11 protein-coding genes are annotated in these 14,124 nt (G+C 72.5%); 8 read left to right on the forward strand and 3 right to left on the reverse strand.

Features of this window, described 5'->3' with window-relative positions:
• Nucleotides 1–185: 185 nt before the first annotated feature.
• Nucleotides 186–788 carry a sigma-70 family RNA polymerase sigma factor gene (locus tag EBO15_RS10935; protein ID WP_325051894.1) on the forward strand — a complete coding sequence of 201 codons (603 nt, stop codon included), beginning with the start codon at nt 186–188 and terminating at the stop codon, nt 786–788.
• Nucleotides 785–1,765: a hypothetical protein gene (locus EBO15_RS10940; protein ID WP_122194223.1), complete on the forward strand. Its 981-nt coding sequence runs from the start codon at nt 785–787 to the stop codon at nt 1,763–1,765. Before EBO15_RS10935 ends, EBO15_RS10940 begins: the two co-directional genes overlap by 4 nt.
• Before the next feature lie 45 nt (nt 1,766–1,810).
• Here the strand turns inward: EBO15_RS10940 and EBO15_RS10945 are convergent, their stop codons facing one another.
• Nucleotides 1,811–2,194: a DUF5319 domain-containing protein gene (locus EBO15_RS10945; protein WP_026415270.1), complete on the reverse strand. Its 384-nt coding sequence runs from the start codon at nt 2,192–2,194 to the stop codon at nt 1,811–1,813.
• Nucleotides 2,195–2,492: 298 nt separating this feature from the next.
• Between EBO15_RS10945 and guaB the strand changes: the two genes are divergently transcribed.
• Together guaB and EBO15_RS10955 are read left to right on the forward strand one after the other, a co-directional pair.
• Entirely contained in the window at nt 2,493–3,992 is a 1,500-nt protein-coding gene (guaB, locus tag EBO15_RS10950) for an IMP dehydrogenase (RefSeq protein ID WP_122194224.1), read from the forward strand.
• Between the two features lie 130 nt (nt 3,993–4,122).
• A complete protein-coding gene (locus tag EBO15_RS10955) occupies nt 4,123–5,232 on the forward strand; it encodes a GuaB3 family IMP dehydrogenase-related protein (protein WP_122194225.1) in 1,110 nt (369 codons plus the stop codon).
• 113 nt (nt 5,233–5,345) lie between these two features.
• Here the strand turns inward: EBO15_RS10955 and EBO15_RS10960 are convergent, their stop codons facing one another.
• The gene (locus EBO15_RS10960) at nt 5,346–5,936 is read right to left on the reverse strand and encodes a hypothetical protein (RefSeq protein ID WP_122194226.1); all 591 of its coding nucleotides are present in this window, start codon (nt 5,934–5,936) and stop codon (nt 5,346–5,348) included.
• Nucleotides 5,937–6,084: 148 nt separating this feature from the next.
• Between EBO15_RS10960 and glpD the strand changes: the two genes are divergently transcribed.
• Together glpD and EBO15_RS10975 are read left to right on the forward strand one after the other, a co-directional pair.
• Nucleotides 6,085–7,824 (forward strand): glycerol-3-phosphate dehydrogenase, encoded by a 1,740-nt coding sequence (gene glpD / locus EBO15_RS10965; protein WP_122194227.1) that lies wholly within the window; start codon nt 6,085–6,087, stop codon nt 7,822–7,824.
• Between the two features lie 622 nt (nt 7,825–8,446).
• On the forward strand, nt 8,447–9,661 hold the full coding sequence (locus EBO15_RS10975) for a phospholipase D-like domain-containing protein (RefSeq protein ID WP_122194229.1): 1,215 nt from the start codon (nt 8,447–8,449) through the stop codon (nt 9,659–9,661).
• A gap of 57 nt (nt 9,662–9,718) precedes the next feature.
• Here EBO15_RS10975 and EBO15_RS10980 read toward each other — a convergent pair whose 3' ends face one another.
• A complete protein-coding gene (locus tag EBO15_RS10980) occupies nt 9,719–10,438 on the reverse strand; it encodes a TetR/AcrR family transcriptional regulator (protein WP_122194230.1) in 720 nt (239 codons plus the stop codon).
• 264 nt (nt 10,439–10,702) lie between these two features.
• On the opposite strand from EBO15_RS10980, the gene EBO15_RS10985 reads away from it, so the two are divergent.
• The gene (locus EBO15_RS10985; RefSeq protein ID WP_122194231.1) at nt 10,703–12,286 is read left to right on the forward strand and encodes a succinic semialdehyde dehydrogenase; all 1,584 of its coding nucleotides are present in this window, start codon (nt 10,703–10,705) and stop codon (nt 12,284–12,286) included.
• A 16-nt stretch (nt 12,287–12,302) separates the two neighbouring features.
• Entirely contained in the window at nt 12,303–14,105 is a 1,803-nt protein-coding gene (locus tag EBO15_RS10990; RefSeq protein ID WP_122194232.1) for a GMC oxidoreductase, read from the forward strand.
• Nucleotides 14,106–14,124 lie beyond the last annotated feature (19 nt).

The following is a 14,124-nucleotide window of genomic DNA, read 5'->3' on the forward strand; positions in this document are numbered from 1 at the left end:
CGGCTCGTCCGAGCACTGTGACCATTCCGTTGCCGTGGACAGTGGAGACAGGTCCGGGCCCGCTGGGCATCATGCTCTACGTGACCGAGGGATGCTTCGCCGGGACGACGACCGCGCGCGCTACCGAACCCTCGGGGGGTCCGGCTCCGCCGGAGCCCGCTGACGGCGGGCACGAGGGGCGGCTGCTGCGCTCCGTCCCGGGCCGCGTGCCGCGCCCGGCCGGTCCGCCGGACGGGGACCTGCGGGAGCTGACCAGCCTCGCCGTGCAGGGGGATCCGGCCGCGATCGAGGTGCTGATCGCCGAGGTGCGGCCGATGGTCGTCCGGTACTGCCGGGCCCGGCTCGGCCGGGTGTCGGGGCAGTACCACATCGCCGACGACGTGGCGCAGGAGGTCTGCATCGCGGTGCTGTCCGCGCTGCCGCGCTACCGCGACATGGGACGTCCGTTCGCCTCGTTCGTGTTCGGCATCGCCGCGCACAAGATCGCCGACGCGCTGCGCAGCGCGGTCCGCGCCGCCGTCCCGACCGAGGACCTGCCGGACGGTCCGGACGAGGGGCCCGGCCCGGAGGAGACGGTCGTCCGCTACATCGAGGCGCAGCGGGCCCGCGACCTGCTCACACGGCTGCCCGACCACCAGCGCGAGCTGGTGCTGCTGCGGGTGGTCGCGGGGCTGTCGGCGGAGGAGACCGGTAATGTGCTCGGCATGTCCGCGGGGGCCGTCCGGGTCGCCCAGCACCGCGCCCTCGCCCGGCTGCGGGCGATGGCACGAGAGGAGTCGATCGCTTGACGGAACGGAGCCGTGGCGCCCCGGATCCGACCGAGCCCCCCTGCCGGACCGAGTCCCCCTGCCACATCGAGTCCTCTTGCCGGACCGGGTCCCCCTGCCTGGACGACGCCCCCGTCGGCTCGGCCGACCTGTCCACGCTGTATCGCACCGACGCGCTGATCGAGGCCCTCGCGGCCCGCGTCCTCCCCGGGTCTTCCCTGCCTCTGGTCTCGGATCCGCCACCGGCCTCGGACGCGTCCCGCCGTCCGCGCCCGGTGGCCGGGCCCGACCCCGTGCCGGGCCTGCTGGCCGCGCTGATCGCCGACGTGGACGAAGGGCTGCCGGCGCTGTCCGCCGCCCGCCCGCGTCTTCACCGGACCTTCGAGACCGCGACCCGCCACGGCGCGGACGCCGTGTCCACCGAGGTCGTGTCCGCCGGGGCCGTGACGGCCGGCGAGAGCGTGCCCGGCTCGAACTCCGGCTCGGACGGATCGTCCCGGCGGAACGGCGACGGGGACGTGCCCGAGCAGCAGGGGAGCGGGCCGTCGCGGCGGGGGCCACGGACGATCGTGGCACTCGGCGTCGTGGGCGCGGTGCTGGCCACGACCGGTGTCGCGGCCGCGGGAGGCGGGCTCGCCGGGAGCCCGACGGCCTCGTCCGCGGCCCGGATCGCCGGGAGGCCCGCGCCGTCCGGGCAGGTCAAGGCCGGTGGGGACGGCACGTCGTCCGCCAAGCCGCAGCCGCCCGCCGGACGTCGTGCGCCGCGCGCGCACGAGGAGAAGCACCGGGCCGGACGGTCCGGGGCGTCCGACAAAGGGACGGCGAAGAAGCGCGGCCCTTCGGACGAGGAGCGGCTCAGGAACCGGCTGGACGAACTGTTGAAGGACCGTCCGCCGCGGCATCCTCCGACGCGTTCCGACGCGGCCGACCGGTTGCGGCGCCGCCTGGAGGAGATCCGGCGGCGCGTCGAGCAGCGGATCGGGCGGTCACGGCCCTGATGGGTGGCCCGTCCACGCCCCTGACGGGCGGGCGGAGCCCAGGGGTCAGGAGTTGCCCTCTTCGCTGTCGATCACTCCGTCGACGTAGCCGCGGGCGTACTCCCAGCTGACGTAGTCGACGGGGTCGGGGGCGAGGGCGGGCTCGTGCACGCGCGGCAGGCCCTCGTCGAGCAGGTGGCGCAGGTTGCCGTGCAGCAGATCCCAGTCGATGTAGTGGATCTTGCCGCAGTCGCCGCAGTCCACGGTCAGGCCGCGGACGCCGAGCGGCTCCAGCAGGGCACGGAAGACCTCAAGGTCGGCGAGGTCGGCGAGCACGTCCTCGCGCTCCGCCACACTGAGCGGGGCGACGTCCTCCCCGGGGTCGCCGAGCGAGGCGGCCGGATCCTCCGGGTCGCCGGCGAACGGGTCGAGCGGGGCATCGTCGTGCACGACTCCACGCTACTGCGCCTCCCCGGCCGAGGTGCACCCCCCGGTCTCCTCTGTGCGCGAACGGGCACCGCGCGTGGGCCCCGGGACGGGTGGGAAGGGGCGGCCGCACGGGGGAATGCGCAGGCGGTCCGGGTCGTTGCACACCGTAATCGGGGAGCGGTGGACGTGTCGTGAAAACCACGCTCGGCGTGCCGGGAACGGTCCGGGCGGCAGGGCGGCACCGCCTACCATGGAAGGCACACCGCCGTGACCTCGTGTGACACCGTCGACCTGGTCGGATACCGCGCAAGGAGCCGTGATGAACCCCGCAGCAGAGCCCGCCAAGTTCCTCCCGACGGGCCTGACCTTCGACGATGTCCTCCTGCTTCCGGGGTATTCGGACATGCAACCGGGTGAGGCCGACACCACCACCCGGCTGACCCGCGACATCTCGCTGCGCATCCCGCTGGTGTCGGCCGCGATGGACACCGTCACCGAGGCGCGCACCGCGGTCGCGATGGCCCGCCAGGGCGGCATCGGCGTGCTCCACCGCAACATGCCGATCGAGGAGCAGGCGACCGAGGCGGACAAGGTCAAGCGGTCCGAGGCCGGGATGATCACCAACCCGGTGACCTGCCTGCCGGACGCGACGCTCGCCGACGTCGAGCAGATGTGCGCCCGCTACCGGATCTCCGGCGTCCCGGTGACCGATGTGCGCGGCGTCCTGGTAGGAATCGTGACGAACCGCGACATGCGGTTCGAGACCGACCTCTCCCGGCCCGTCCGCGAGGTGATGACGGCGATGCCGCTGATCACCGCGCCGGTGGACGTGGCGAAGGACGAGGCGTTCCGGCTGCTCGCCACCAACAAGATCGAGAAGCTGCCGCTGGTCGACGACCAGAACCGGCTGCGCGGCCTGATCACCGTCAAGGACTTCACCAAGAGCGAGCAGTACCCCGCGTCCAGCAAGGACGCCGAGGGCCGCCTGCTGGTCGCCGCCGCGGTCGGCGTCGGCCCGGACGCGCTCGCCCGCGCCTCCGCCCTGATCGAGGCCGGCACCGACGTGATCATCGTGGACACCGCGCACGGCCACTCCAAGGGCGTCGCCGACACCATCGCCACGATCAAGGCGAACGCGAAGGGCGTCCAGGTCGTCGGCGGCAACATCGCCACCTACGCGGGCGCGAAGGCCCTGGTCGAGGCGGGCGCGGACGCCGTCAAGGTCGGCGTCGGACCGGGCTCGATCTGCACCACGCGCGTCGTCGCCGGCGTCGGCGTCCCGCAGGTCACCGCCATCCACGAGGCGTCCCGGGCGGCCCAGGAGGCCGGCGTCCCGGTGATCGGCGACGGCGGCATCCAGTACTCCGGCGACATCGCCAAGGCGCTCGTCGCGGGCGCCGACACCGTCATGCTCGGCAGCCTGCTCGCGGGCATCGAGGAGTCGCCCGGCGAGCTGATCTTCGTCCACGGCAAGCAGTACAAGTCGTACCGCGGCATGGGCTCGCTCGGCGCGATGCGCAACCGCGAGCGCGGCGGCTCGTTCTCCAAGGACCGGTACGCCCAGGCGGACGTGTCGTCCGAGGAGAAGCTGATCCCCGAGGGCGTCGAGGGCCAGGTGCCCTACCGCGGCCCGCTCGCGAACGTCGCCCACCAGCTGGTCGGCGGCCTGCACCAGTCGATGTGGTACGCGGGCACCCGCACCATCCCGGAGCTCCAGCGCACCGGGCAGCTGATGCGCATCTCCAGCGCCGGGCTGCGCGAGAGCCACCCGCACGACATCCAGATGACCGTCGAGGCCCCGAACTACCAGGGCCGCTGACCGACGGTAGTCTCACGGGCGTGTTCTCCGGTCCGACGGGGAATGCCGTAGACCATGGCGTCCGCCGCGCGCGGCGGACGCCTCTTCGCGACACCGAGACTGGGGAAAAGGAACCGCTGTGGCTGCAGAGGTGGAGATCGGCCGGGGTAAGAGCGGCCGCCGGGCCTACGCGTTCGACGAGATCGGCATCGTGCCGTCCCGCCGGACCCGCGACCCCGAGGAGGTCAGCGTCGCCTGGCAGATCGACGCCTACCGGTTCGAGATGCCGCTGGTCGTCGCGCCGATGGACAGCGTCGTCTCGCCCGCGACGGCGATCGCCGTCGGGCGCCTCGGCGGCCTGGCCGTGCTCGACCTCGAGGGCCTGTGGACCCGCTACGAGAACCCCGAGCCGCTGCTCGCCGAGATCGCCTCGCTGGACGACGTCCGCGCCACCCAGCGGCTCCAGGAGATCTACTCCGCGCCGATCAAGGAGGAGCTGATCGGCCGCCGGATCGCCGAGGTCCGGGAGGCGGGCGTCACGGTCGCGGCGCGGCTGTCCCCGCAGCGCACGGCCCAGTTCCACAAGGCCGTGATCGACGCCGGGGTCGACCTGTTCGTCATCCGCGGCACCACGGTCTCGGCCGAGCACGTGTCCGGACGCGCCGAGCCGCTGAACCTCAAGCAGTTCATCTACGACCTGGACGTCCCGGTCATCGTCGGCGGCTGCTCCACCTACACCGCCGCCCTGCACCTGATGCGGACGGGCGCGGCGGGCGTGCTGGTCGGCTTCGGCGGCGGTTCCGGCCACACCACCCGCACGGTGCTGGGCGTGGCCGTCCCCATGGCGACCGCGGTCGCCGACGTCGCCGCCGCGCGCCGCGACTACATGGACGAGTCGGGCGGCCGCTACGTCCACGTCATCGCGGACGGCGGCATGACCAACTCGGGCGAGATCGCCAAGGCGTTCGCGTGCGGCTCCGACGCCGTCATGGTCGGCTCCCCGTTCGCCCGCTCGACCGAGTCCCCCGGCCGCGGCTACCACTGGGGCTCCGAGGCGCACCACGGCGACGTCCCGCGCGGCACCCGCCTCGACCTCGGCACGATCGGCACCCTGGAGCAGATCCTGCACGGCCCGTCCCACGTGGCGGACGGCTCGATGAACCTCATCGGCGCCCTCCGCCGCTCGATGGCCACGGCCGGCTACACCGAGCTGAAGGACTTCCAGCGCGTCCAGGTGGTCGTGGCCCCGCACGGCCACTGATCTCTTCGAAGTTCCTCGAATTCGAGCGGCCTCGCCCCCAACGGGCGAGGCCGCTCGAACGTTGTTATGGGTGAGGGCCGTCGGAGGGGGCTGGTCGGGCGGGTCGGGCGGGGTTACGGGTGAGGGGTCTGGAGGGTGAGGGTGTGCGGGCCGCTGGGGAAGTGAGGTGATGTCAGGGTCGCGCGGGAGTAGTAGAGGGCGCCGCTGTGCTGGGCGGGGGCGCTGAGGGTGAGCGTGGACGGGGTGCCGTGTTCGCAGTCCGGTGTGCACCAGAGCGCGTCGACGCGGGCGTCGGCGACGGCCGTCCGCCCACCCCAGCGGTGCCAGCGCAGGTCACCGGCCACGGTGAACTCGTCCAGGGCCAGCTCACGCGGCTGGATGAGCTGCTTGCCCGAGTCGTCCAGCACATAGGTCACCGGCGCCCCCGCCCTGCGCTCCGCCGCCCCGGACACCGGGTCATGGACAGGCGAGCCGACGGGGGAGCGGGTCGGCGGGCCGGTGTAGGCGAGGGCGTGGACAGGCGGGCCGGTATGGGTGTGGGCCGGCCGGTCGGCAGGGGTGCGGGTCGGCGGGCCGGTGGGGGGGTGGGGTGCCGGGATGGTGAACGGCGTGGACAGGGGGTGGGAATTTCCGTGGGCCGCCAGGGGCGGGGGCAGGACGGTCAGCAGTGCGGTCGCGAGCGCGATCTTGGCAGGTCGTCGCATGGGTGGCCTCTCCCGTCGGCGTCCCATTGTCGGTGCGGGGGACGGGGCGAGGGCGGGCTGACACGCGGGCGGTGGTGGCCCGGGGGTGGCGCACTCCTTACTGTTGGGTAGGAAACGGACCTGACGACCGGGTGCAAGGGGAGACGCGATGACGGGATCACCGGTGACCGCTCTCGGGAGCTCGCGGCTCGGGCCCGCCGAGCGCGCGGCGGCGTGGGACGAGATGGTCCGCGAGGAGTACGACGTCGTGGTCGTCGGCGGCGGGATCGTCGGCGCCGGCGCGGCGCTGGACGCCGCCACCCGCGGCCTGTCGGTCGCCGTCGTCGAGGCGCGCGACTTCGCCTCGGGCACCTCGTCGCGGTCGTCCAAGCTCATCCACGGCGGGCTGCGCTACCTGGAGCAGTACAACTTCGAGCTGGTCCGGGAGGCGCTGACCGAGCGGAGCCTGCTGCTCCAGCAGATCGCGCCGCATCTCGTGCGACCGGTGCCGTTCCTGCTGCCGACCACGCACCGGGTGTGGGAACGCGGGTACTTCGGCGCGGGCGTGGCGCTGTACGACGCGCTGGCGTTCCAGATGGGCAGCACCCGGGGCGTCCCGCACCACCGGCACCTGACGCGGCGCGGCGCGCTGAAGCTGGCCCCGTCCCTGCGCAAGGACGCGTTCGTTGGAGCGATCCAGTACTGGGACGCGCAGATGGACGACGCCCGCTACGTGATGATGGTGCTGCGCACGGCCGCCGAGTACGGCGCGCGGATCTCCTCGCGCACCCAGGTCACCGGCTTCCTGCGGGAGGGCGAACGGGTCACCGGGGTGAAGATCCGCGACCTGGAGAGCGGCACGACCGGCGAGGTCCGCGCGAAGCAGGTCGTCAACGCGACCGGGGTGTGGACCGACGACATCCAGGAGCTCGTCGGCGGGCGCGGGCAGATCCACGTCAAGGCGTCCAAGGGCATCCACCTCGTGGTGCCGAAGGACCGCATCCACTCGGCCACCGGGATCATCCTGCGCACCGAGAAGTCGGTCCTGTTCGTCATCCCCTGGGGACGGCACTGGATCATCGGCACCACCGACACCGCCTGGGACCTGGACCGCGCGCATCCCGCCGCGTCCAAGGCCGACATCGACTACATCCTCGACCACGTCAACTCCGTCCTGAACACGCCGCTCACGCACGACGACGTGGAGGGCGTGTACGCGGGGCTGCGGCCGCTGCTGACGGGCGAGACCGACGAGACGTCCAAGCTGTCCCGCGAGCACGTCGTCGCGCACCCGGTGCCGGGGCTGGTCCTGGTCGCGGGCGGCAAGTTCACCACCTACCGGGTGATGGCCAAGGACGCCATCGACGCCGTGGTGCACGGCCTGGACGGCAGGATCGCCGAGTCCTGCACCGACCGGGTCGCGCTCGTCGGCGGTGACGGATTCCTCCCGATGTGGAACTCTCGGCACCGGCTCGCGGCGCGCTCGGGGCTGCACGTCGCGCGGATCGAGCACCTGCTGCGCCGGTACGGCACGCTCACCGACGACCTGCTCCGGCTGATCGCCGACAAGCCGGACCTCGGCCGTCCGCTGGGCGGCGCCGACGACTACCTGCGCGCCGAGATCGTCTACGCCGCGACCCACGAGGGCGCGCGCCACCTGAACGACGTCCTGGCCCGCCGCACCCGCATCTCCATCGAGACCTGGGACCGCGGCGTCGGCGTCGCCGAGGAGGCCGCCGGCCTGCTCGCCCCCGTCCTCGGCTGGTCCGAGAGCCAGCGCGACCGCGAGATCGAGTACTACCGCAAGCGCATCGAGGCCGAGCGCGAGTCCCAGACCCAGGACGACGACCAGGAAGCGGACGCCCGCCGTCGAGGCGCCCCCGACATCGTCCCCGTCACCACCCCCTAACCCCCACCACCCCCTAACCCCCACCATCCCCTCACCCTCTTCCCGCCGCCCCGCCCGCCCGTTCTGCCAGGTCCGCCCGCCCGTCCCGCCCGTTCTGCCAGGTCCGCCCGCCCGTCCCGCCCGTCCTGCCAGGTCCGCCCGCTCGCCCGGCTGCCAGGCCCGCCTGCCTGGCCGGCTCACCGGCCGGGCCGACGGGTGGGCCGGCGGGTGGCTCAGCGCCCGCGGCTTGCCCGCGCCGCGCAGTCCGTTCAGCCGCGCGGTCGCGGGGGCTGTCGTCCTCTCTCGTTGTGCCCGGTCCGGCCCGCTGGCCTGGGCCTGTCGGGCGCGTTCGGCTCAGCCGACTCACGTGACTCGTCGGGCCGCTTGCGCTGCTGCGTTCTGTTCGTCGTGTTCGGCCTGGGCGCGGGTTGGGGTGGTCGGTTTTGGGTGGGGTGTAGCTGTTTGTCGGGGTGGGTTGTGGTGGGGCGCCAGGGGCGGCGAGAACTGTTGGTTTGGGGGATTTTCTTGGGGGGTGATTGTTGGTAATGTCCCGAACTTGTCGTGTTCGGTGGACGTGGGGGGTCTCTTGCGACGTGTCGCCCTTGCCTTGAGTGGGCTGGTCGTTGCGGGCGCGGTGACGGGGATGGGGACCGCTTCGGCCGCGGAAGGCGTGCGCCCGGCGGATCCCTCGCCCGGCGGGAAGCGGGTCGCGACTCCCGGACGGGACGTCATCGAGTCCGGCAAGCGGGTGTACGTCACCCAGGGGCCGCGGTTCAACCTGCCCAGCAAGGACAAGCAGAAGGCCGGGGCGCTCGACCTCTACGTCAAGAGCCTGATCCAGCACACGCCCGCGAAGGCGGAGATCGACGTCGCGCTGTTCCGGCTGCGTGAGACGAGCATGGCCAAGGAACTGGTCGCCGCCAAGAAGCGCCAGGTGCGGGTGCGCGTCGTCGTCGACAACGACTCCCTGTCCCAGAACCGGGACGTCTACAACTACCTGGCCAAGAACCTGGGGACGAAGACCAGCGCGTCGTCCTGGATCATGGTGTGCCCCAAGAACCGGGGCTGCATCGCGCCGTCCACCCAGGGTGTCTGGGGCAAGAACCACAACAAGTTCTACGCGTTCTCGCGCACGTTCGACTCGCGGAACGTGGTCGTGCAGACGTCCGGGAACGCGACCGGCGGCATGTACGCGGACTACAACGACGCCTACACGCTCGTCGACACCAAGCTCTACGCGGCGTACCGCAGCTACTTCTACACGCTGGCCAGGCACCAGGCGAACGGGGACTACTACCGGCAGATCTGGTCCGGGAAGCGCGCCGTCGCGTTCTTCCCGAAGGCCGCCGGCGACCCCGTCCTGGACGTCCTGAACCGGGTGCGGTGCTCGGGCGGGACGAAGATCCGGCTGTCCAGCGGCATCTTCAACCGCGCCGAGGTCGCGACGGCGCTGTCGCGGCTGGACGACCAGGGCTGTGACGTGCAGGTCGTCGCCGCGACCTTCGGGGTGGCCACGCTGAAGGCGCTCTCCAAGCCGGGCAGCCACGGCGGGCCGAACGTGCACTACTTCACGGGCGATTCCGTGAACCGGGCCCACTCCAAGTACCTGCTGATCGACGGGTTCTACAACGGGGCACGGCACCGCGTCATCCTCACCGGCAGCCACAGCTACACGGTGGACGCGCTGCGGCACAACGACGAGGCGATGCTGAGCCTCATGGACAGCTCGGCGTTCCCCGCGTACGTCTCCAACTTCGGGAAGGTGTTCGGCGCGGCCAAGGGCAAGCTGTGGATCCTGCCGGGCGTCCAGTCGCAGGGCAGCGTCCCGACGGCCGGGGCCGGCGCGTCCGACGACTGACGTCCGCAGACCGGAATTCCGGGCCGTGTCAGAGTCGGGCACGGCCCGGACGCGTGATCAGCCCTCGCCGAGGATGAGGCGCATGGCGGTCCCGTACAGCTCGGCCGGGACGCGGTCGGGGTCCAGCAGGTGCTGGAGGGCCAGGCCCGCGTCGAGGGCGACCGCGAGCGTGGCGCGGTCGCGGGGGGACACCCCGCCCGACTCGGGGAGGTCGCGGGCGAGGTCGTCGCGGCACTCGGCGTACCAGTCGGCGATCCGCCATCCCGCCGCGTAGTCGCGCATCCCGAACAGCCAGAACTCGACCAGCAGGAGGGCGGTCAGGCGGGCCTGCCCGCCCTCGTGGCGGCGGCGGAAGGCGGCCGCGGCGCGCTCGTAGCGCTCCTCGGGCGGACGGCCGGTGTCGTGCAACTCCGCGCATGGCAGGGGGCCGACGCGCTCGCGCGTGCAGTGCTCGAGCAGGGCGAGGAGCAGGTCGGTCTTGCCCGCGAAGTTCGAGTACACCGCCCCTTTGGTCAGCCCGGCGGCGGACGCCACGTCGTCCAGGGACGCGCCATGGATGCCGTGCTCGGCCCACAGCCGCTCGGCGGCCTCGAGCAGCGCGGCCCGCGTCAGCTCGCGCCGCTCCTGCCGCGTCGCCTTCCGCTCCCCCTGCCCTGGCGAAGGAACCGCGCTCAGCCCGCCTCCGTACGCGCCGGGGCCATGGGAGCCGGGAGTTCGGGGGGTGGTGCTCTGCCCGGGGGGTCGGTCCTGTTCCGTCGCGCCGCCCGCGAAGGTCATGGGGGTTCCCTTTCGTCGGGCACGCTGCCGCCGGGCCCGGGTCGGGCGGCAGCGGTACGGCCCGGGCGGCGCGACGGCGACGCGCCTGGTGTCTCCTCCTGCGTCCGGCTTACACCGCCCGGACGTTCCCGGTCAGGGCAACTGACCAAGTCGGTCAACCTGGAACGTTCCGTTCCTTCGCAGGTGAGATGTGCCGTATTTCACGGAAAGCAAGTCGTTACTCGTGGGTAGCCACCGGCGGGCGGGGAGTCATAGTCTGCACGCATGGCAACTCCGACGGTCCCCGCCCCGGGGGCGGCCGCGTACCGGCTGCCGCAGCACAAGATCGACCGGTTGGCCTCCCACATCGCGTCCGGTGAGGACGCGCCCACGGCGACCATCCCCACCCCCTTCACCGGGGAACCCCTCGCTGTCCTGCCGCTGACCACGTCCGGCGACATCGCGCGCGCGTACGAGCGTGCCCGGCGCGCCCAGAAGGAATGGGCGGCGCTCCCCGTCCGGGAGCGCGTCAAGCCGTTCCTCGCGCTGCCGGAGGCGCTGGTCGCGCGGCGCTCGGAGATCCTCGACGTCATCCAGATGGAGACGGGCAAGGCCCGGCGGCACGCGCTGGAGGAGTTCCTCGACGTCGCGCTCTGCTCGCTGCACTACGCGCGCCGGGCCGAGAAGCTGCTGAAGCCGCAGCGACGCCGCAGCACGATGCCCGGCCTCACGCGCGTGCAGGAGCTGCGCCACCCGAAGGGCGTCGTCGCGCTCATCTCGCCGTGGAACTACCCGTTCTCGCTCGGCGCGTCCGACATCGTCCCCGCGCTGCTGGCCGGGAACGCCGTCATCCACAAGCCGGACACCCAGACCTGCCTGTCCAGCCTGTGGGTGCTGGACCTGCTGGTCTCCCTCGGCCTTCCCCGCGACCTGTGGCAGGTCGTCATCGGCGACCCGGCGGAGATCGGCGACCCGCTGCTGGACGGCGCCGACTACGTGTCGTTCACCGGGTCCACGCGCGGCGGCAAGGCGATCGCCGAGCGGGTCGCGCCGCGCCTGGTCTCCTACTCGCTGGAGCTCGGCGGCAAGAACCCCATGATCGTCCTGGACGACGCGGACGTGGAGCGCGCCGCGCGCGGGGCCGTCCGGGCGTGCTTCACCAACGCCGGGCAGCTGTGCATCTCGATCGAGCGCCTGTACGTCCACGAGGCGATCCACGACCGGTTCGTGCCGCGGTTCGTGCAGCTCGTCAAGGAGATGCGGCTCGGCACCGGGCTCGACTTCGAGACGTCCATGGGGTCGCTGACGTTCCAGCGGCAGCTCGACAACGTCACGGCGCACGTCGACCAGGCCGTCAAGGAGGGCGCGACCGTCCTCGCCGGTGGGAAGGCCCGCCCGGACATCGGGCCGCTGTTCTACGAGCCGACCGTCCTCACCGGGGTCACGTCCGACATGGACCTGTGCGCCAGCGAGACGTTCGGGCCGGTCGTCTCGATCTACAAGTACTCGGACGTCGACGCGGTCATCGACCTCGCCAACGACACGCCCTACGGGCTCAACGCGTCCGTCTGGACCAGGGACGTGGCGCGCGGACGCCGCGTCGCCGCCCGCATCCAGGCCGGGACGGTCAACGTCAACGACGGCTACGGCGCCGCGTTCATCTCCTACGACGCGCCGATGGGCGGGTTCAAGCAGTCGGGCGTCGGACGCCGCCACGGCTCCGAGGGCCTGCTGAAGTTCACCGAGCCGCAGACGGTCGCCAGCCAGCACTGGATGGACCTCGAACCCCCGGGCGGGCTCGGCTACGAGCAGTTCGCCGACCTGCTGGCGAACAGCGTGAAGGTCATGAAGAAGCTCCGGATCAAGTAGAGGGACGGCGCGGGCGATGCACGACAACCGGGCACACGGCCACGAGGACCGGACGCACGACTACGACGTCCTGGTCGTCGGGTCGGGGTTCGGCGGCAGCGTGACCGCGCTGCGGCTGACCGAGAAGGGCTACCGCGTCGGCGTGATCGAGGCGGGCCGCCGCTTCGACAGCGGCCAGCCGGGGACGGCGGGGACGGCGGGCGCGGCAGGCCCGCGGCACCCGGGCCTGCCGAAGACCAACTGGCACGTCGCCCGGTACATCTGGGCGCCCGCGCTCGGCCTGACCGGCATCCAGCGGATCCACCTGATCCGGGGCCGCAAGGCCAGCCGCGTCATGGTGCTCGCGGGGGCCGGGGTCGGCGGCGGATCGCTGAACTACGCCAACACCCTCTACGTCCCGCCGGAGCCGTTCTTCAAGGACCGGCAGTGGGCGCACATCACCGACTGGCAGGCCGAGCTCACCCCCCATTACGACCAGGCGAAGCGGATGCTCGGGGTCGTCCGGAACCCGACGATCACGTCCGCCGACAAGGTGATGCGCAGCGTCGCCGAGCGGATGGGCAAGGGCGACACGTTCGTCCGGACGCCCGTCGGGGTGTTCTTCGGGGACGGCCCGGGACGCGCGTCCGACGACCCGTACTTCGGAGGCGCGGGCCCGCGGCGGCGCGGCTGCACCGAATGCGGCGAATGCATGGTCGGCTGCCGGCACGGCGCGAAGAACATGCTCACCGAGAACTACCTGTACCTCGCGGAGAAGGCGGGCGCGCGGATCATGCCGCTCAGCCGCGTCACGCAGGTCACGCCGCTGACCGGCGGCGGGTACGAGGTCGAGATCGTCCGGACGGGGTCGTTCGGGCGCGACCGCAAGACGCTGACCGCCGGGCAGGTCGTGTTCGCCGCCGGGACCTACGGGACGCAGAAGCTCCTCCACAAGCTCAGGACGACGGGCAGGCTCCCGCGCCTCTCCGACCGGCTGGGCCACCTGACCAGGACGAACTCCGAGGCGATCCTCGGAGCGGGACGCCGCAACGGGCACGCCGGGGAGGACTTCTCGCGCGGCGTCGCGATCACCTCGTCGTTCCACCCGACGTCCGACACGCACATCGAGCCCGTCCGGTACGGGAAGGGCTCGAACCTGATGGCGACCCTCCAGACGCTGCTGGTCGACGGCGACCGGCCGGGCGAGAGGCACCGTCCGCGGTTCGCGAAGTTCCTCCGCGAGGTCACGCGGCGCCCGGCCGACCTCGTCCAGCTGCTCGACGTCCGGCACTGGTCGGAGCGGACCGTCATCGCGCTGGTCATGCAGACCCGCGACAACTCGATCACGCTGCGCCCGCGGCGCGGCCCGCTCGGCTGGGACGTCCGCGCCGAGGCCGGGCACGGCGAGCCGAACCCGACCTGGATCCCGGACGGGCACACCGCCGCGCGCGAGATCGCCGAGGAGATCGGCGGCATCGCGGGCGGCTCCTGGGGCGACCTGTTCGACATCCCGATGACCGCGCACTTCCTCGGCGGCTGCGTGATCGGCGACTCCCCGGAGTCCGGCGTCATCGACCCCTACCACCGCGTCTACGGCCACCCCGGCCTGCACGTCGTGGACGGCTCGTCGGTCTCGGCGAACCTGGGCGTCAACCCGTCCCTGACGATCACCGCGCAGGCCGAACGGGCGATGTCGCTGTGGCCGAACAAGGGAGAGGACGACCCGCGCCCGACCCTGGGGGCGTCCTACCGGCGGGTCCGGGCCGTCGCGCCGAAGAACCCGGTCGTCCCGTCCGACGCCCCGGCAGCCCTGACCCTCCCCATCGTCGACATCACCTGAGCCCACCCGGAAGCGGTGC

This window comes from Actinomadura harenae, from assembly GCF_003696215.1.
Classification (GTDB): Bacteria; Actinomycetota; Actinomycetes; order Streptosporangiales; family Streptosporangiaceae; genus Spirillospora; species Spirillospora harenae.

What these genes read in the sequence shown, in the direction of transcription:
- guaB (WP_122194224.1), top strand. Translation starts at nt 2,493, where the DNA reads ATGAACCCCGCAGCAGAGCCCGCCAAGTTCCTCCCGACGGGCCTGACC.
- EBO15_RS10960 (WP_122194226.1), bottom strand. Translation starts at nt 5,936, where the DNA reads ATGCGACGACCTGCCAAGATCGCGCTCGCGACCGCACTGCTGACCGTC.
- glpD (WP_122194227.1), top strand. Translation starts at nt 6,085, where the DNA reads ATGACGGGATCACCGGTGACCGCTCTCGGGAGCTCGCGGCTCGGGCCC.
- EBO15_RS10975 (WP_122194229.1), top strand. Translation starts at nt 8,447, where the DNA reads ATGGGGACCGCTTCGGCCGCGGAAGGCGTGCGCCCGGCGGATCCCTCG.
- EBO15_RS10980 (WP_122194230.1), bottom strand. Translation starts at nt 10,438, where the DNA reads ATGACCTTCGCGGGCGGCGCGACGGAACAGGACCGACCCCCCGGGCAG.
- EBO15_RS10985 (WP_122194231.1), top strand. Translation starts at nt 10,703, where the DNA reads ATGGCAACTCCGACGGTCCCCGCCCCGGGGGCGGCCGCGTACCGGCTG.
- EBO15_RS10990 (WP_122194232.1), top strand. Translation starts at nt 12,303, where the DNA reads ATGCACGACAACCGGGCACACGGCCACGAGGACCGGACGCACGACTAC.